Annotated in this window: 16 protein-coding genes and 1 riboswitch; of the genes, 12 read left to right on the top strand and 4 right to left on the bottom strand. The window is 35.7% G+C overall.

Features of this window, described 5'->3' with window-relative positions; genetic code table 11:
- From COZ07_RS00220 to COZ07_RS00185, 8 genes are all read left to right on the top strand, one after another.
- Nucleotides 1–673, top strand: a 673-nt coding sequence (locus COZ07_RS00220; protein ID WP_406606611.1) for a diphthine--ammonia ligase, incomplete at its 5' end; no start/stop codon positions are given.
- 189 nt (nucleotides 674–862) lie between these two features.
- Nucleotides 863–1,423, top strand: a complete 561-nt coding sequence (locus COZ07_RS00215) for a manganese efflux pump MntP family protein (protein ID WP_406606610.1) — start codon at nucleotides 863–865, stop codon at nucleotides 1,421–1,423.
- A 273-nt stretch (nucleotides 1,424–1,696) separates the two neighbouring features.
- Nucleotides 1,697–2,575, top strand: coding sequence for a glutaminyl-peptide cyclotransferase (locus COZ07_RS00210; RefSeq protein WP_406606609.1), 879 nt, complete (start codon nucleotides 1,697–1,699; stop codon nucleotides 2,573–2,575).
- Between the two features lie 234 nt (nucleotides 2,576–2,809).
- A complete protein-coding gene (locus COZ07_RS00205; RefSeq protein WP_406606608.1) occupies nucleotides 2,810–4,012 on the top strand; it encodes an MFS transporter in 1,203 nt (400 codons plus the stop codon).
- Nucleotides 4,013–5,034: 1,022 nt separating this feature from the next.
- The gene (locus COZ07_RS00200) at nucleotides 5,035–5,487 is read left to right on the top strand and encodes a nucleotidyltransferase domain-containing protein (RefSeq protein ID WP_406606607.1); all 453 of its coding nucleotides are present in this window, start codon (nucleotides 5,035–5,037) and stop codon (nucleotides 5,485–5,487) included.
- A gap of 1 nt (nucleotide 5,488) precedes the next feature.
- Nucleotides 5,489–5,914: a DUF86 domain-containing protein gene (gene hepT, locus COZ07_RS00195; RefSeq protein ID WP_406606606.1), complete on the top strand. Its 426-nt coding sequence runs from the start codon at nucleotides 5,489–5,491 to the stop codon at nucleotides 5,912–5,914.
- 518 nt (nucleotides 5,915–6,432) lie between these two features.
- The gene (locus COZ07_RS00190) at nucleotides 6,433–7,326 is read left to right on the top strand and encodes an MBL fold metallo-hydrolase (protein ID WP_406606605.1); all 894 of its coding nucleotides are present in this window, start codon (nucleotides 6,433–6,435) and stop codon (nucleotides 7,324–7,326) included.
- 23 nt (nucleotides 7,327–7,349) lie between these two features.
- The gene (locus tag COZ07_RS00185) at nucleotides 7,350–10,079 is read left to right on the top strand and encodes a cation-translocating P-type ATPase (protein WP_406606604.1); all 2,730 of its coding nucleotides are present in this window, start codon (nucleotides 7,350–7,352) and stop codon (nucleotides 10,077–10,079) included.
- A 94-nt stretch (nucleotides 10,080–10,173) separates the two neighbouring features.
- Here the strand turns inward: COZ07_RS00185 and COZ07_RS00180 are convergent, their stop codons facing one another.
- On the bottom strand, nucleotides 10,174–11,634 hold the full coding sequence (locus tag COZ07_RS00180) for an IS1182 family transposase (RefSeq protein ID WP_406606603.1): 1,461 nt from the start codon (nucleotides 11,632–11,634) through the stop codon (nucleotides 10,174–10,176).
- A gap of 258 nt (nucleotides 11,635–11,892) precedes the next feature.
- Here COZ07_RS00180 and COZ07_RS00175 point away from each other — a divergent pair, with 258 nt between their 5' ends.
- Genes COZ07_RS00175 through cbiB form a run of 4 tightly spaced genes read left to right on the top strand, consistent with a single transcriptional unit; the run spans nucleotide 11,893 to nucleotide 16,360 of the window.
- Complete coding sequence (locus tag COZ07_RS00175) at nucleotides 11,893–12,780, top strand: hypothetical protein (protein WP_406606602.1); 888 nt, start codon at nucleotides 11,893–11,895, stop codon at nucleotides 12,778–12,780.
- Complete coding sequence (cobD, locus tag COZ07_RS00170) at nucleotides 12,773–13,846, top strand: histidinol-phosphate transaminase (protein WP_406606601.1); 1,074 nt, start codon at nucleotides 12,773–12,775, stop codon at nucleotides 13,844–13,846. Before COZ07_RS00175 ends, cobD begins: the two co-directional genes overlap by 8 nt.
- 33 nt (nucleotides 13,847–13,879) lie before the next feature.
- Entirely contained in the window at nucleotides 13,880–15,418 is a 1,539-nt protein-coding gene (locus COZ07_RS00165) for a cobyric acid synthase (RefSeq protein WP_406606600.1), read from the top strand.
- A 3-nt stretch (nucleotides 15,419–15,421) separates the two neighbouring features.
- On the top strand, nucleotides 15,422–16,360 hold the full coding sequence (gene cbiB, locus COZ07_RS00160) for a CobD/CbiB family cobalamin biosynthesis protein (protein ID WP_406606599.1): 939 nt from the start codon (nucleotides 15,422–15,424) through the stop codon (nucleotides 16,358–16,360).
- Between the two features lie 5 nt (nucleotides 16,361–16,365).
- Here cbiB and COZ07_RS00155 read toward each other — a convergent pair whose 3' ends face one another.
- From COZ07_RS00155 to COZ07_RS00145, 3 genes are read right to left on the bottom strand one after another with little or no spacing between them, the layout of a single operon-like run.
- Nucleotides 16,366–17,151, bottom strand: a complete 786-nt coding sequence (locus COZ07_RS00155) for an ABC transporter ATP-binding protein (protein ID WP_406606598.1) — start codon at nucleotides 17,149–17,151, stop codon at nucleotides 16,366–16,368.
- Between the two features lie 8 nt (nucleotides 17,152–17,159).
- Complete coding sequence (locus COZ07_RS00150) at nucleotides 17,160–18,200, bottom strand: iron ABC transporter permease (RefSeq protein WP_406606597.1); 1,041 nt, start codon at nucleotides 18,198–18,200, stop codon at nucleotides 17,160–17,162.
- Nucleotides 18,181–19,098 (bottom strand): ABC transporter substrate-binding protein, encoded by a 918-nt coding sequence (locus COZ07_RS00145; protein ID WP_406606596.1) that lies wholly within the window; start codon nucleotides 19,096–19,098, stop codon nucleotides 18,181–18,183. Before COZ07_RS00145 ends, COZ07_RS00150 begins: the two co-directional genes overlap by 20 nt.
- A 116-nt stretch (nucleotides 19,099–19,214) precedes the next feature.
- A riboswitch (cobalamin riboswitch) is annotated at nucleotides 19,215–19,400 on the bottom strand.
- Between the last annotated feature and the right edge of the window lie 118 nt (nucleotides 19,401–19,518).

Here is a 19,518-nt window from a genome sequence, read left to right as displayed (position 1 = left end):
AGCTATGTTAAAAGTGGTTGCAACATGGAGTGGCGGTAAAGAAAGCTCATTTGCATGTTATAAGGCGATTTCCGTAGGTCTTGAGGTGTCCTATCTTCTAAATATGGTAACGGTCGGTGCAAAAAGATCTATGACGCATGGTATTAAATCTGAATTATTACTTGCTCAATCAGAAGCGATGGGAATACCCATTATCCAGAGAAAAACCTCCTGGAAGGATTATGAGAAGGATTTCAAAGAAGAGGTGCTAAAGCTAAAACAATTTGGAATTAAGGGGGTAATATTTGGAGATATCAACTTAAAGGAGCATAGAGATTGGGATGAAAGAGTTTCTAATGAATTAGGAGTCGAACCGTTATTACCCTTATGGGAACAAAACTATACAAAACTTCTTGAGGATTTTATTAAGGCCGGGTTTGAGGCTTTTGTAGTCACCCTCAAAGCGAACCTACTTAGTGAAAAATTGTTGGGGCATCGGATAGATAGGGAATTCATAAAAGAGTTGATCAATAACCCCAATGTTGACCTGTGTGGAGAAGCAGGCGAATATCATACTTTTGTTACTGATGGCCCATTGTTCAAGAAGCGTATCAAACTACTTGAGGTAGAAAAGATATTGAATAATGGATACTGGTTCTGGGATATTGCTAAATATGAAATTTGCTGTAAATAAAATGATTTAGTGTAAAAATTTAAGCCTTAATTTTTTCCCGGTCATCGGGGTCCCATTAATTGATAAATAACCATTGCTTTTTTATAAAGATATTTATTTTTTAAGATAAAAGAAGTATTTTTAATTCAGCGGGATATCGTATGGATTAAAAGCCCTTTGGATTTTAGAAGCTGCATGAAAGAGGCATAAATGGATATTATTTCAATTATATTTATTGCGTTTGGATTAGCAATGGATGCTTTCGCTGTATCTATTACCAGTGGAATAGCCATTAAATTTTTAAAAATCAATAATGCTTTGAAGATCGCCACATTTTTTGGATTATTTCAGGCAATTATGCCAATAATTGGATGGTTAGCAGGGCTTAGCTTTCGAAATATTATTTCAGGTTTTGATCATTGGATTGCTTTTGGGCTTCTAATTATTATAGGTGGTAAGATGATTTATGAGTCAACTAAAATAGAGTTGAATAACAAGAAAATAGATCCGTTGAATATTTACGTTCTGTTGATTTTGTCTTTTGCAACAAGTATTGATGCTTTAGCGGTTGGTTTAAGCCTTTCATTCTTAAAGGTTTTCATTGCCTTACCTGCTATAATAATTGGGATGATAACCTTTTTACTATCGATTTTTGGGGTTTATTTTGGAAATAGATTTGGACACTATTTTGAAAAAAAATTTGAAATAATTGGTGGTTTAGTTTTAATTGGTATTGGAATAAAAATATTAATTGAGCATTTAACTTATTGACATGGAACATATTCCGGAAAGAGTGGTTCACGCCAAAAGAGCAGGGGCACAAGGTGGAATAATCCTCCAAAAGGCACCAAGAGTTTTTGTTCTTACCTTAGTGGATCTAGATACACCACCAAGCGCGTCTAATGGGTTACTATTCTAAGAAAAGATCATCCTAAGCGGAGGAAACCATGGTTTCGGAACTTTGCCTAGCTGCGATACGTTAGACAAAATAGGTGACGATTTGGAGCTGGCATCGCTGGTTTATCAACCGGATGCTATGGACAGATGAACGGTTACCGATGTACCATGAAAATGATTAAGGAAATTATGATGAATCGATTTTTCAGAATATTCTTTATAGGGCTCTTTGCATTATTAGAAGTATTGCCTGTTGGTTATTGCTACAATTTAGAATTTCCCACCACTTTCAAGGTTATTCCGGTTTATACTTATCAGGTTCTCCATACTTATCCTCATGATCAGACTGCTTTTACCGAAGGATTGGTGTTTGAAGATGATGTTTTATATGAAGGCACTGGTCTTTATGGGCATTCTAACCTGCGTAGAGTAGAATTAGAAACTGGAAAAGTTTTACAGACCAAAGAGCTACCGAACCAATATTTTGGGGAAGGTATAACTATTTACAAAAATAATATTATTCAATTGACCTGGAAATCCAATCTCGGTCTGGTCTATGATAAATCTAATTTTGAATTACTACAGGAGTTTAATTATCCCACTGAGGGTTGGGGCATTACTTATGACGGAAAGTATTTGCTTATGAGTGACGGTACTTCCACCTTACATTTTTTAGATCCTGAAACCTTTGAGGAAATTAGACAGATTGAAGTATACGAAAACGATGTTCCGGTGACCAAAATCAATGAATTAGAATATGTGCAAGGGGAAATCTTTGCTAATATATGGCTAACCGAACGTATCGCCAGAATTAATCCTCTGACCGGTCAGGTAACTGGCTGGATAGATCTGAAAGGAATTTTAAGTCCGGAAGACTGTAGTGAGAAGGTCGATGTTCTTAATGGCATTGCCTATGATGCAAAGAATGATCGCTTCTTGGTAACTGGAAAGTTTTGGCCAAAACTATTTGAGATTGAATTAATAAAAGATGAATCCAATAAGAATGGAAGTAGTTGGGGCAAATAACGTGCAAATATAGGGGTCTATAATATTTTATAGAAGAACTTCAAATTGGCCTGGATAACTTTATGGATTATTATAATTACAGAAGGACACATCAAGATTCGGGTCAAGCGCATTTATCTAAAAATTTGATAAATTTCAAAGAAAGTGATAAAAAAAAGGTGAAGATATGAAGGTTCTGATTTTTGAAATTGCAATTGGCAAAAGAAAAGAGTAAATAATATTAACATGAACTCTATGAAAAGAAACCTATTAAAGGGTATAGTAAGCTTTCTCGGCTTGAATAAGACAATCCTTACAATGCTTATTATGGTGATATTTCTCGGTCTAGGAGAAAAGATGGCAGAAAGATTCCTCCCTCTATATATAGTTGCCCTTGGCGGTTCATCAATATTTGTTGCATTCTTGAACGGAATGGATAATCTTTTAAGTGCTCTTTACTCATTCCCCGGAGGATACCTGAGCGACAGGATCGGATACAAAAAATCACTGATTGTCTTCATAGTTATGGCAATAATAGGATACCTTATCGTGATCGCATTTCCAGGGTGGCAGGCAGTGCTTGTTGGTGCTATATTTTTCATTTCCTGGAGTGCAATTTCTCTGCCTGCTATAATGAGCCTCGTCTCAAAAGCTGTTAAAAAAGAAAAACAGACAATGGGAGTTTCGCTTCATTCTCTCGTAAGAAGAATACCTATGGGACTGGGTCCTATTATTGGGGGAGTTTTAATAGGTATTTACGGAAAAGTTCTCGGCGTGAAAATCGCTTTTGCTTGTGCACTTATTCTCGCCATACTATCCATAATTTTTATAAGGCGCTTTATGGCAGAGGACACAGAAATTAAGGGAAAAGGGATGAGCATTAAAGAATCTTTTTCTGGTATAAACACCGATCTCAGGATGCTGCTTGTTTCGGACATTCTCATCAGATTTGCAGAACAGATTCCTTATGCCTTCGTGGTACTCTGGGTAGTTGATAACCTCCACTTCAGCGCCTTTCAATTTGGTCTACTTACAGGTATTGAAATGGCAACAGCAATGGCTGTATATATACCAATAGCATTCCTTGCGGATAAATACAACAAAAAACCATTTATAGCAATAACCTTCGGGTTTTTCACAATATTTCCCTTGTTTATATATTATTCAAGGACTTTTGAAATGCTTATTTTTGCTTTTATCATAAGAGGGTTTAAGGAGTTTGGAGAACCAACAAGAAAATCGTTGATTCTCGACCTTGCCCCGACCGATAAAAAGGCTTCAACATTCGGTACTTATTATCTAATCCGCGATGTTATTGTGTCAATGGCAGCATTCTCTGCAGGATTTTTATGGGACATCAGCCCAAAGGTGAATTTTATGACTGCATTTGCTTTTGGCATTGTGGGAACACTATTCTTCCTGATATTTGGCAAAGAAAAGAGAAAAAATATAAAATAAATAGGGACATATCCCATTTTATTCTAAATTTGACATAAAAATACAGGGGACGGTTTTTTGTATCCGTAAGAATTCTAAGAATTCCAAAAGAGAAACTGGATTCCTGCTGGAGTTTACCCTCGCGAAAGCGGGGGCAGGAATGACAGATAAGATGTAGGGAATGACATAAAAACTTTTATTTATAAGGGTTTTATAAAAAATATGGGGACAGGCTTTACTTTTTGTCTTGCACTAAATGTGAGAAAACAAAAGAAGACTGTCCCCATATTAAAATTACCCCTTCAGGAATGCCCTTTAAAAGCACGTAGAGTGCCTTATTTTGAAGGGGTGAAAAATTAGTCAAAAAAAACCATTTTCGAGGAGTAAAACCATAGCTAAGACTTAAAATAATGCAAAAAAGAACGTTTTTTCGCATTCTGCCATTGAAATCCTTATATTATAAGGCTTTTCTCTTCCTATAAATTAGCTAAAATCATAAACTTTAGCCATAACAGTAGAGGTGAGAATATCCATAATTTAAAAATTGTATAGTATTTCCTGGAGAACGCATAATTATTATTTGCGGTATTAATAAAATAAGTTTATGATAAACATAAGAATCTATAAAGATATACCGTAAGGGAGAATAGTGGTTACTTTTAGAAAATTCACCTCTGCCTGTGCGTGCACGCACGCAGACAGGTAGAGTCGTGCATAAACGAAGTACTTCGCAAAATATGTCAATTTGGGAGCATAAACGAAGTAGTTCGATTATTTTAATTGGAATCAATCTTAATCGTTAAGCGAAATGCTCACTTTGGGGTACAAAATATAAAAAATAAGCAAATAATAAGGCAAATATCGGGGTCTGGTCTTAACATTTGACATAAGATTATATTAAATAGATAGAGATAAGAGAAGATTTTTGTATGTCAAGTTATGGTCTTTTGATAGGGAGAGATAATTAGCCACTTGTTCCCCGTTACAAATTATAGTAAAGTACATAAAAGCTACAATGAGGTTTTAATTTAGGGTGAATAAAGATGATATCAATTAATACAAATTTCAAAGAAAAAAATATATTAGCTACCATCGCTAAAAAATATAACATAACCTTAATATATGTTTTTGGCTCACAGGTAGAAACAGCTATTAATATATTAAAAGGTATAACCAAAATACCTGAAGACAGTATGGCTGATATTGATGTAGGGTTGGTATTACAGAAAAAATTGCCTGGACCAAAGGAAATTTTTCAATTTTATAGCTTTATTTATAATGAGCTTCAAGAATTGTTTAATCCTTTTCCCCTCGATCTTGTTTTTCTCCAGGAGACACATTCTGTTTTTCAAGCACAAGCTATCTGTGGAGAATGTATTTATTCTGTTTCCCAAAGTATTAAAGAGAAATATGAAGAAGATATACTTCGCCGTGCTGCTGATTTTAAGCCTTTTTTAAAGATGTATCTTGATGAAATCCTTGAGGAGGTTAAATGATATGGCCATAGATAAAATTTTGGTAAAACAGAGATTAGTTTTAATAAGCGAGTATTTAATTGAATTAGAAGCGCTTTCTAATTTACCCAAAGAGGAGTTTGTCAAGAAACGTACTGCTGCTTCCGCAGAAAGTTTCCTTAGGCGTTCCTTAGAAGCCATTTTTGATGTAGGTCGCCACATATTAGCTAAAAGTGGTGGTACTAATTTGGCTCAGGAATATAAAAGTATAGCTCAAGGATTAGAACAAAAAGGAATCATATCTATAGACTTAGAAGGGCAACTAATTAAAATGGCAGGATATCGAAATCGGATGGTTCATCTTTATTTCCAGATATCCGATGAAGAATTATATGAGATTATTTCTCATTACCTTGAAGATATACGAAGGTTTCAAAAAGAAATATTAGCTTATTTATCCAAACAATAAATAAAAATACAGTAAAAATACAGGGAACGGTTCTCTGTATCAGCAGTACTTTTTCAAGAAATAACTACTGCTATTCTTAATCCTTCAACCAAAGCATTTATATTACCTCTTTAATAAAAACTCAAAGCTTATTTCCTACTCCTCTTTCTTTAAGTCAAAGTCTTCTAGTAATCTGACCTCAATTTGTAGAATTAATAGCTTTAACGCTTATCTGCTTTACAATTTCCTATATAATCTTTATGAGGAAGGAGATAAGATCTACTTAATATTATTTTATTTTTATCCAAAGAAAGTTACTTGACTATCCTAATCTTTCAGATTATTCTATAGTGGTAAATTACTTTTTAATTATTAAAGGAGCACCCCTTGAAGAACCTCTTTTTCCAGGGGTTAAGGAAATTTGTGAAAAGGTGAAATCAGGCGCTGGGTTTAACCTCTTGGTTACCCATTCTTTTTAGATAAAAATTTTTAGAAAGACGCAGACCTTTAAAATTTAAAGTGATTTGAGGTTTAAAAATATGGCTTTGTTAAATTTACAAAGAATCGCAGTTAATACCTATCTTATTCCTTCCCCCACCAATATTGGTGTATATATCCAGAATGAGCAAGCTATTCTAATTGATAGTGGAAATGATAAGGAAGCGGGTAGACAAATTCTTAAACTATTGAAGGAAAAAAATTGGAAAGTAAAGCTAATTATTAATACTCATTCCAATGCCGATCATATCGGGGGGAACGCTTTTATTCAAACTAATACTAATTGTCGGATTGCTGCTACTCGAATTGAAGCCGCCTTCATTCAAGATCCGGTTCTGGAACCTTCTTTTCTTTGGGGGGGATTTCCTTATTCCAGATTTACCAATAAATTCTTGATGGCCAAACCCTCGAAAGTAACTGATATCATTCCCTCCTCTGGAAAAATATTGGACACCAATTTAGAGGCTATTTCTTTGCCCGGACATTTTTTGGATATGATTGGCCTAAAAACACCGGATAATATTATATTTATTGCCGATAGTCTCTTTTCAGAGGAGATCATTAATAAATACCATCTTTTTTTCCTCTATGATATCAAAGCGCATCTGGAAACATTACAGAAACTAAAAACCATAGCTGCGGATACCTTCATTCCGAGTCATAGTATTCCCACTTCCTCTATAAAGAAGCTTATTGATATAAATGAGAGTAAGGTTACTGAGATTATCTCCACCATTTTATCATTTTGTGAGAGAGCGGTAGCATTTAACCAAATACTTTCTCGGGTGTGTAAAAAATATGAAATAAATTTGAATGCTAATCAATATGTACTTGTTTCTAGCACCATAAAATCATATCTTTCTTTTCTTGGTGAAAAAGGTGAATTAGAGATGTTTTTTTCGGAAGGAAATGTTTTTTGGAAAAAGAGAGAATAATTAATAATGAGAGGACAAACTAAATGAAAAAATGTTATCAGCAATCTATTGACGAGGTGGTTCAGTACAGTAAAACTGATCTAAAAATAGGATTATCCTCTCCGGAAGTGAAAAAACGATTGGATGAGGTGGGACCCAATCAACTGGAGGAAAAGAAAGGCCGCACTCCCTGGGATATGTTTTTGGGGCAGTTTAAAGATGTTCTGGTTCTTATTTTACTGATTTCTGCCCTGGTATCATTTATTTTAGGGGAAGTAAGTGATGCTATGGTTATTGCTATAATCTTAATTTTAAATGCTACTTTAGGAGTAGTCCAGGAGTATAAAGCAGAGAAGTCACTGGCTGCCTTAAAGAAAATGACCACACCCAATGCTTTGGTAATAAGAGATGGAAAACAGGCCAGGATCGAAGCCACTCAATTGGTACCAGGTGATATTGTCCTTTTAGAATCCGGTGACCATATACCCGCTGACCTTCGTCTCTCTATGGTTACTAGTCTTAAAATACAGGAGGCTGTCCTAACCGGTGAGTCGTTGCCGGTAGAAAAGACAGCTGAAATAATAGATAAAGATAATATTTCTACCGGAGATCAGGATACCGGAGATCAGGACAATATGGCTTTTATGGGGACTGCAGTTATCTCCGGAAGAGGTAGAGGGATTGTAGTGGCTACGGGGATGAAAACAGAGATGGGTCAGATTGCGGGGATGTTAGAAGAACAGAAACAAGAGGATACTCCCTTACAGAAGAAATTAAACCAGGTTGGTAAGAAACTGGGTTTGATTATCTTAGTGGTGGTGGGATTGGTGGTACTAATAGGGTCTTTACGTGGGATTAAGTTTTTTGAGATGTTTCTGATCGGAATTTCTCTGGCTGTAGCCGCGGTTCCGGAAGGTTTACCAGCAGTGGTAACGGTTGTTTTAGCTCTCGGAGTACAGAGAATGATAAAAAAGAATGTTATTGTCCGGCGTTTGCCAGCAGTAGAAACTTTAGGTGCTACGACAGTTATTTGCTCGGATAAAACCGGAACTTTAACTCAGAACCAGATGACCGTAAGAAAATTAGTTCTTCCAGAGAAAAATATTGAAGTAGAAGGAGAAGGTTATCGGCCGGTGGGGAAATTTTATCAATCCGAGCAAGAGATTCAACCCCAAACAGATCCAGATTTATCCTTATTGTTAAGAGGAGCAGTCCTTTGCAATAATGCCGAACTGCAAAAGAATAATGAAAATAATCAATGGGAAATTATTGGTGATCCTACTGAAGGTGCTCTGGTAGTAACCGCCGCTAAAGCTGGTTATGATAAGAAAAAACTGGAACAGGATTATCCTCGAGTGAAAGAATTTCCTTTTGATTCAGATCGTAAACAGATGTCTACTCTTCATCAGACACCCGATGGAAGTCAGATTATTTTTGTCAAAGGAGCTCCTGATCAGGTGATAAGTTTTTGCACTTATTATCAGAAAAATGGTACGAAAGAAGAGATGGGAGAATCCATAAAAAATAAGGTTTTAGCTCAGAATAGAGAATTGGCAGTGGAAGCCTTACGAGTTTTAGCGATAGCTTATAGGTTGGTGGATAAAGAAAATCTTGACGAAATTAAAGAAATAAAAGATGCCGAAAAAGAACTAATCTTTCTAGGATTAATAGCTATGATTGATCCGCCGCGTAAGGAGGCTATTGAATCAGTAAAAACCTGTCTTAGAGCTGGCATACATCCGATTATGATTACCGGAGATTATTCTCTTACCGCTAAAGCAATCGCTTCTGAACTGGGTATATATCATTCGGGAGATAGGATTATTACCGGAGAAGAATTAGAAAAAATGTCGCCATCTGAATTAGAAGAGGCGGTAGGAAATACTACTATCTTTGCCCGGGTATCTCCACGTCATAAACGTCGTATCGTTAGCGCTTTACAGAAGAATAAACAAGTGGTAGCGATGACTGGAGATGGGGTAAACGATGCGCCGGCTTTAAAAGAATCGGATATCGGGATAGCTATGGGTATTACCGGGACAGATGTAACTAAAGAAGCTTCTGATATGATCCTGACTGATGATAATTTTGCTTCTATCGTAGGAGCTGTAGAAGAAGGAAGAAAGATTTATCAAAATATTAAAAAATTTATCCATTATTTAATCTCCTGCAATTTAGGGGAAATAATTACTATTGCTGGTGCTATTTTTATTGGATTGCCTTATCCATTAATTCCTATCCAGATACTCTGGGTGAATTTGGTTACCGATGGTTTGCCTGCCCTGGCCCTGGGTCTAGATCCTGCGGAAAAAGATATTATGCAAATGCCACCTCGTGATCCGAATAAGGGAATATTTTCCGGTAAAATGGGTTTTAATATCTTTTCGCAAGGTATTTTTATCGGATTACTTTCTTTAAGTGCTTTTTATATTGGTATTTCCTTTTATTCTCTGGAGATTGCCAGGACTATGGCCTTTGCCACTCTTAGCTTTTCTCAGTTAGCACAATCGTTAAACGCTCGCTCGCAAAAATTTTCTATTTTTAGAATAGGTTTATTTACTAATCTATATTTAATTATGGCTATTTTTATTTCTGGTCTCTTGCAATTTCTAGTAATGGTAATTCCTTCCTTGCAAGTTATTTTCAAAACGGTTTGGTTAGATTTAAATCAGTGGTGGATAGTTGTTACTTTATCCTTAGCTCCGATAATATATGTTGAATTTCTTAAGTTAATACATGTGACAGGGGACGTCAGACCGTGTGAGAAACAATAATCAATTCTTTGAAAATAAGGCAAACTTTGAACCCATCTTCTCTTTTTCGCTCTTTGATAAAATAATAGGAAAGAAAAAAGGAAATGCCGGTCTACTATACCGGTACTGCCTTCTTGTTTTCTCTTAATCTTCTCAAGATCTCTTCTGTTCCCAGGATATTGATCACCCGCTTGAGATTATAGGCCAGAAAGGATAATGCAATTTCTGCACTGACTGAGACCTTGCGCCTGGTCAGGAAATAGGAGGCACCCCATGCCCTTTTGATGGTACCGAAGGGATGTTCCACAATTATCTGTCTGAGCTTATAGGTTGCGAGATTCTCTCGGGTTTGCTCATCAATGTGGTCCAAGAAGTCCTGGCTTCTATGCCGGAATACGGTCCTTCCTATTTTTGCCCTGGTGCATCTGGACTTTACAGGACAGCCCTGGCAGGCCTTAGGATTACGATAATCATCACCGAGAATCTTATCATGTTTCTTTCTGGTTCGGTAATAAGAAAGCTTATGACCGTCAGGACACAAATAGCAATCGTTATCCCGATCATAGATAAAGCGATCGGGGTAAAAATCCTTATCTCCGGTTTTATTGGAATAGACTTGCTTGGTAACATAGACGGTCATTCCCTTTCGGGTACAGTATTCTAAATCCCGAACCTGGTAGTAACCCTTATCGGCAAGCACGGTAAATTGTTGATTGCCCAGTATCTTTCTGGCTCGTAAGGCCATAGGGGCTAACTGACCTAAGTCATTGGGTTTATCGATGACTTTAAAATCGGCAATCAGTTTGTGTTTGGCATCTACGGTAGTCTGGACATTGTAACTGACTTCCACGTGGTTATTGTGGTTGGCCATCAGCCGGGCATCCGGGTCGGTGGTGGAGATTTCATTCTGGTTGGTCTGCTCTAGTTTTCTCTGATATGTTTGATATTTTTCTTTTCTTTCCTTTAGCTGGGCGATCCTTTCTCGGACCTCCCGGGCATCAGGCTTTCGGTCAAGAGATTCCTGTTCGTCACACTCATCCAGTTCCTGTAAGTAGCCGGTGATCTTCTCATTGATGTAGGCAAGATGTCTGGCTAACTTTTTCTGGCTGTAGTTGTTGCGCTTGCTATTACAGGCCCGGAACTTGGAACCGTCGATGGCGATTAGTTCCTTGCCGAATAGTTGCCAGGAATTACATAGACGGGTGAAATCCCGGAAGACTTTCACCAGGGCCTTTTTGTTATCCCTACGGAAATCGGCAATGGTCTTGAAATCCGGCCTTAACTTTTTTAGTAGCCAGAAGAGCTCCAGGTTGCGCCCGGTTTCGGTCTCCAGTCGCCTGGAGGAACGGATGTGATTTAAGTAACCGTAGAGGTAGAGTTTGAGCATGTCCGCAGGATGATAGGGCGGTCTTCCCCGTCTTGGATCAGTAGCACGGTTAAAGTGTAGTGCTTCTAAGTCCAGTTGATTGATGTATTCATTGATGATGCGTACCGGATTGTCTTTATCGATATACTCCTCGATACTTTCGGGAAAGAGGATGTTCTGATTTCTGTCTTCACCTTGGATATAGGCCATGATATTCACCTTCTTCTTTCTTTTTCTATTATTTTATATGGTTATATTATATCATGTTAGGTCGTTATATGCAACTAGAAGGTGACTTTTCACACGGTCTGACGCTTCCCTGACACACTCTTAAGTGAAGATATATTGGGAGCGATAAATGAAATTGTGGAAGTTTTTATCCTTTTAACCCTCTGTATTTTAGGGGTTAAATAAATACAGGATTATTTTTAATGGAAAGTGAGTAGGTTTAATTTAAAAATTATAATTATGAAAAAGATAGCCATAAAAGTACCCGGAACTTGTGGGGAATTAGTTCAGGGAATTTGTAAGGGAAATAATTTTCATGTAACTTGTCCTATAGAGCTCTTTTCTTACATTCATCTTGAATTGGCTGATAGCAATAAAGATTTACAAAACTTTTCTTTGCAGGAAAAATCACGACAAGCACTTATCAGTACTTTGAATTATTTTGGTCTTAGTGAAAAAGATGTTAATTTAAAAATAGAGATATTTTCAGAAATTCCCTCAGAAAAAGGTATGGGCAGTAGTAGTGCAGATATTATCGGTATTATCCTGGGTGTTAGCATTTTATTAAACCAGAAGATAAGTGCAGACGAAGTAGCAAAATTAGCTCTTACTATTGAGCCGACCGATGGAATAATGTATGAAGATATTGTCTGTTTTGACCATTTAAAGAAGGGACTTTTAGAAAAAATAGGTCAGCCTCCTTTAATAAATGTTTTAGTAATTGATCCTGGTGGTTGTGTTGATACTTTAGAATTTAATCGAAGAGAAGATTTGATAAAACTCCGTTTGGAAAATCAGAAAGATATTACTCAAGCTTTAGAATTAGTGAAAAAGGGGATAGTAGAGAATAATATTAAGTTAATCGGAGAGGGAGCAACTTTAAGTGCTTTATGTAATCAGAAGATTCTTTTTAAGAAAGAGTTAGAAAAGATTATTTCAACTTCATATAAGATGGGGGCAGTAGGAGTAAATGCAGCTCATAGTGGAGTGGTGTTAGGAGTTTTACTTCCTCCGAATTATTATGAAATTGAAAATTTGAAAAATGAAATCATAAGGATTTATAAATGTAATAAAGAGCTAAATTTTTATGAAACTAAATTAATTGGTGGGGGAGGAAGAATTGTTTAATTACTTACATGGCGGTAATTTCGAAAGAGCAATGGAGAGATATGACATATCTTTAGATGAAATTATTGATTTTAGTGCTAATATTAATCCTTTAGGTATTTCTCCCAAGATTAAAGAGGTTCTCGTTAAAAATATTGATCAACTGTCTTGTTACCCGGACCCAGAGTGTAAAGAAGCAAAAAAAGAGATTTCACGTTATTTCAAGATAGATTATGAGAATATTATTTTAGGTAATGGTTCTACTGAATTAATTTATTTAATTGTTCAAACCTTGAAGGCTAAAAAAGTATTAATCCCTATCCCTACTTTTTGCGAATATGAGAGAGCTTTAAATAATAACAATGTTTCTATTAATTTTTATAAATTAAAAGAAAAACAAGAATTTTTGATCTCAATAAATGAAATCATTTCTCAATTAGTCGGGATAGATTTGGTTTTTTTGTGTAACCCCAATAACCCTACTGGTACTTTTCTTCCCAGGAAAGAAATGTTAACTTTGGTTAAAGAGATTCAGAGGAGAAAAATATTTTTGGTTTTAGATGAGGCTTTTATCGATTTGCACGAGGAGGAAAGTTTTGTTAAAGAGGTTAAAAATTATGATCATCTTATTATTCTTCGTTCTTTAACAAAATTTTTTGGTCTTCCCGGATTGCGTATTGGTTTTGGGGTAAGCAGTTCAGAGTTGATTAAGAAATTAGAAGTACAAAAGATACCCTGGGGAGTTAATTATTTGGCCCAAATTGCGGTTCGAGAAGTGTTGAGAGATGAAAAGTTTATCAGCAAGAGTAGATTTTTTTTACTTAAGGAAAAGGAATTTTTATATCGGGAATTATCTAATATAAAAGGGTTGAAAGCTTATAAACCTTCAGCTAATTTTGTATTTTTAAAATTATTAGGGAATATTTCTTCTGAGAAGCTTAAGGAACAGTTGGCTAAAAAAGGGATATTGATTCGGGATTGCAGTAATTTTAGGGGATTAGAGAAAGAAAAGTTTATTCGAATAGCGGTTCGCACTCGTAAAGAAAATTTAAAGTTACTTGAACAACTTAAAATAATCTTAATGTAAGGATTAGAATATTGACTACAATGAGAGGAAAATATGATGGTTAAGGCAATTATGATACAAGGGACTGGTTCTTCGGTAGGTAAGAGTATAATAGTTACTGCTTTATGTAGAATATTTTATCAAGATGGTTTTAGGGTTGCCCCTTTTAAGGCTCAAAATATGGCTCTTAATTCTTTTATTACTAAAGATGGTAAAGAGATGGGGAGGGCTCAAGTGGTGCAGGCGGAAGCTTGTGGAATAGAGGCAACTGTAGACATGAATCCTATTTTAATGAAACCCACCAGCGAAGTAGGGTCTCAGATAATTGTATGTGGAAAGCCTATAGGTAATATGCAGGCTCAAGAATATAGAAATTACAAGTCAAAGCTTATTTCAGTTGTAAAGGACTCTTTCTTAAAATTGGCTCACCATTACGAATTGATTGTTATAGAGGGAGCAGGTAGTCCAGCAGAGATAAATTTGAAAGAAGATGATATCGTTAATATGAGGATGGCTCAAATTGCAGATTGTCCCGTTCTTTTGGTTGCTGATATTGATAAAGGCGGTGCCTTTGCCTGGGTTGTGGGGACTTTGGAACTTCTAACCATAAAAGAAAGGAACAGGATAAGAGGTATTATAATTAATAAATTTCGAGGGGATAAAGAGATATTACAACCAGGGTTAAATTATTTAGAGAGAAAGACCAAGAAACCGGTATTAGGCATAATCCCCTATTTTAGGGATATTCAGATAGAAGAAGAGGATTCAGTGAATTCAGAAAAAAATAGATACTATACACAGCCAGAACTGGGCAAGATTAATATTGAAGTTCTATATCTTCCTCATATCTCTAATTTTACTGATTTTGATCCTCTGGAGAGGGAGGAAGGTATATCTCTGCGCTATGTAAAAATAGGGGAGAGATCAAGTGCTCCTGATTTATTAATTATACCAGGGAGTAAAAATACTCTCGATGACCTTTATTATTTAAAAAAATCAGGTTATCAGAAAGAAATTTCAAATAGATTAAAGAAAGGCACAGTAATTGTAGGGATTTGTGGGGGTTGGCAGATGTTAGGTAGAGAGCTTTATGATCCTGAACACACTGAGTCATCCCGAGAGAAGATTGGAGGATTGGGTTTGATTAATGGAGTAACTACTCTCAAATCTAAAAAAATTACGTTTCAGGTAAGAGCCCACCTTTTGCCTAACCCCTTTTTCAATATTCAAGACGAATTAGTAGGTTATGAGATACACACAGGAGAAACTATTTTATCGGGGGATGAGAAGCCATTATTTAAAATTACCCAAAGAGGTTCTATTCAAACTGATATTAATGATGGAGTAGTTAGTAAAAAAGGAATGGTTTGGGGAACTTATATTCATGGAATATTTGATAATAGTAGTTTTCGGAGATCTTTTATAAATTTTTTAAAAAGTAAAAAAGGATTAATGATTTCCAATGGTGTTAATCAAGATAGAATATCTTATCAAGAACAAAAAGATAGAGAGTATGATAGATTAGCTTGCTTGATTAGGGATAATTTAGATATGGATAAGATTTATCATATTTTGGGAACAGAGAAAAGATAAACAATGAAAGAAATTATTACTGCCTATTTTTTAGATCTAATTATTGGTGACCCGGATTGGCTTCCCCATCCTGTGCGAATAATTGGGAAGGTTATTAAATATTTAGAAAGAGTATTACGAAAAGACAATCAAAACCAACAAACAGAAAAGATTAAGGGAATTATCCTGACTGCTATAACTGTTGGTTTAAGTTATTTTGTTATTTATTTTCTCATCTATATAGCTGGAATTATAAGTCCGGGGCTAAAGTTTGCCTTTTCTTCTTTTTTTATTTTTACTACTCTTTCTACTAAAAATTTAGGAGAAGAGGCATTCTCAGTCTATCGAGCTTTAAAGGGAGATAATTTAGAATTAGCTCGAGAGAGGGTGTCTCGGATAGTAGGAAGAGATACCAAGGATTTAGATGAAGAAGAGATTGTGCGAGCTGCTATAGAAACAATAGCGGAAAGCACAGTAGATGGAATTATTTCTCCTCTCTTTTATACTGTTTTAGGTGGAGCTCCTCTGGCTATGGCTTATAAAGCAGTTAATACTCTGGATTCTATGGTAGGATATAAAAATGAGAAGTATCTTCACTTTGGTTGGTTTTCCGCCAAGGTGGATGACCTGGTTAATTATCTTCCTGCTCGTATTAGTGTTCTTTTGATTCCGGTGGCAAGTTTAATAGTTAGACAAAGAGGTGTGATGGCATTACGAATAATTTTTCGAGATGGAAAGAAATCACCCAGTCCTAATGCCGGAATACCGGAGGCAGGTTTTGCCGGTGCTTTAGGTATTCAATTAGGAGGAGTTAACTTTTACCAGGGAGAAAGGGAATATCGACCAATTTTAGGGGAGAAACTAAAAAAGAAAAGTCCAAAAGATATTTTAAAAGCTATTCGGTTGTCTTATACAGTTTCAATGTTAATGTTTTTAAGTGGTTTGGCAATTCTATTATTGTAAAAAGATTACATTATTACTTGGGGAACATTAAGGTCAGGGTGGTTTATTAATATTGGTTTTACTCCATATACCTTTTGCAAATTTTCTGAATTAAGTACTTCTTGAGGTGTTCCTATTTGTTCTATTCTTCCTTCATTTAAAAGTATAAGACGGTCAGAAGCTATGCTGGCTAAATTTAAGTCATGAAAAATGGAAATAATAGTTAATCCCTCTTCTTGAAGAGCTTTTTTTAAAAGATTTAACATTTCATATTTATATTTTAAATCTAAGTGGGAAGTAAATTCATCTAAAAGTAAAAGTTGAGGAGTTTGGGCTAAGGCTTTGGCCATAAAAATTCTTTGTCTTTCGCCTCCGCTTATTTCCTGAATATTGTTTTCAGAAAGAGATAAAGAATGGGTTTTTTTCATTGCTTCTCGAGATATTCGATAATCTTCCAGGGTCTCTCCTTTTAATCGAGAGATATAAGGCAACCTTCCCATAAATACTACTTCTTTGGCTTTGAAATTAAAAGCAACCCAGGTATCTTGAGGAACTACTGAGATAAATTTGGCGATTTTTTCTATAGAAAAATTATTTAGGTCTTGATTCAGGAGCAATATACTTCCCTTACTTGGTTTTAAGATTCCTGAAATAACTTTTAAAAGGGTAGTTTTTCCACTACCATTTGGTCCGATAATTCCTAATAACTCTCCCCTGGATAAAGAAAAATTTATATCTGATAAGATTTCTCGATGATGATTATAAGAAAAGCTAACTCCTTTTATAGTTAAAATAGGGCTATGGAAAGACATTTTAGCTATTATTTCCTCCTTAGAAGATAAATAAACATAGGAGCACCCACCAGAGCAGTTATTGCTCCAATAGGTATTTCCGAAGGGGAGATTACCATTCGAGCCAAAGTATCACATAGAATAAGGAAAATTGCCCCTAAAAGTGCTGAAGCAGGAAGCATAACTCGATGGTCTGGACCGATTAAAAGTCGGGCAATATGAGGTATGATAAGCCCCACAAATCCTATGAGGCCAGTAAAAGAGACTACCGTAGCTATAATTATCGAGCCAATAAAAAAGATACGCATTCTTAATTTACCAGTATTAACTCCTAAATGCAGGGCTTCTTCTTCTCCCAAAGATAAGGCATTTAAGTCTAAAGAAGAAAAGAATAATAATAAACAGCCGATTATTACCGGTAGAGTAATTAGGCTTATTTTTTTCCAGTCGGCAGTGGATAAATCACCCATCAGCCAGAAGATCATAGAATGTAATTCTCTTTTAGAAAGAGCTAAAAGTACAGTTATTAATGCAGAGAAGAGAAAGTTAATAGCCACACCAGCCAGAAGTAAACCGGTTGAATTTACAGAATAGCTGATTTTGGAAGATAAGTATACCAGATAAAGAGAAAGCATAGCTCCCAAAAAAGCAAATAAGGGAAGATAAGAAGCTAAATAGTACCCAGTAGCATATTGCAAAGCAATACCAATACAAGCTCCCAGGGCAGCCCCAGCAGATACTCCTAAAATATAAGGATCAGCTAAAGGGTTTCTTAAGATTCCCTGGAAAGCTCCTCCTACTGTGGCTAAAGCTATTCCAGTAAGAGTAGCCATTATGATTCGAGGAGCTCGTAATTGCCAGACAATTAAACTATTAGTTTTATCTAATGAACTATTCCATATAAGGGAAAAAATTTCTTTGGGGTGGATGGAGACCACCCCAAAGTTAAGACAAATAAGACTTACTCCCAGGATTCCTAAACTTCCTCCCAGAATCATCAAGATTAATTTTTTTTGCCAGTTGGTGTAACCGGCAATTTCTTTTGGTGATTTATTTATGGAAAATTTCATATAACAATTCAAGCCCATCTACTAATCGAGGTCCCGCACGGTAAAAGAGATCTTCATTTACTATAAAGATACTTTGTGTTTTGATTGCCGGAATATTAGACCAACCCGGCCGATTAGATATATTTTCTTTAACCTTTGATTCTTCTCCGGGGTTCATCGCTCCAATAGGAATTATAATTATTTCTGGCTCTGCTTCCGCTACAAATTCTGGGCTTATTTTTACCCAACCAGGTAGGCTGGCAGCGATATTTTCCCCCCCAGACAAAGTAATTAATTCATTAAATAAAGTTCCTTCTCCCGGAGTGTAGATAGTTTCATAAGTTCCTCCGATAAATACCTTGGGACGGTTAGAAATAGCAAGTTTGGAAACTTCAGTTTTAATTTTATCCACTCTTTGTGATAAATCTTCCAGCAAAATATTGCCTTTTTCAGGTATTCCACAAACAGTAGCCACCATTTTTATACTTTTGAGAGTTTCCTTGATGGTTAAAGGTTCAATAACTAATACATTAAAACCTAATTTTCGGAGGCGGGGGATTTCTTGTAGTTGAAACCCGGCATAAGCAAGGATGAAGTCTGGTTTTAAGGATACGATTTTTTCTAGATTTAAGGGGGACATTTCTCCGATTTTTTCTATATTTTTAGTTTCTTCCGGAAAATTACAATAGTTAGTAATTCCTACAATTTTATCCTTAAGCCCCAGGGCAAATAATATTTCAGTGTTTTCGGGGGAAGTGGAAATAATCCGCTGAGGTTCCTGGAGAATATTTACTATAGTTCCGGTATTATCGATTATAGATAGTGGATAGTTAACACTATCAGCTAAACTAAATAGTGGGGAAAAGCTTAATACAAAAAGTAAAGCAAAAACTAAAATTGATTTTTTAAAAATTCTCATGGTTAATCTCCTTTTTAATTATATTAGTTAGTTAGAATAATTAGAAACTTTTTTGTGTTTTATAATTTTTCAATATTTTATAAATGAAAATAACACCCCCTTTTCCACGAAGAAGTGATTAATTCGTCTAAGCAGGCAGGTCTCCTGGCTTAAGGGGTCAGCCTAATTGCTGTGCCTTCCCATCTATCACTCTATAAAAAGTGTTTAACAGTGGCTTAGTACAGCTTTCGTAACCCTTTACAGTAGCGGGTCTGCGGTGGATTTTCACCACTCTTCCCTTAACCTGCTTATCTTTAAATATTTAATTTTGACCATAAAAATTATAACTTATTCCAAGAAAAATTACAATATAATGGTTGTGACCCAAAAAGTAAACAAACCTGTCCTCGACCTGATCGGGGAATGGTAATGTAGGGGTCG

The organism is Candidatus Infernicultor aquiphilus, from assembly GCF_002784285.1.
GTDB lineage: Bacteria > Atribacterota > Phoenicimicrobiia > Phoenicimicrobiales > Phoenicimicrobiaceae > Infernicultor > Infernicultor aquiphilus.
Note: the sequence above shows the minus strand (reverse complement) of the source record. Positions and strands in the feature narration are given on the sequence as shown.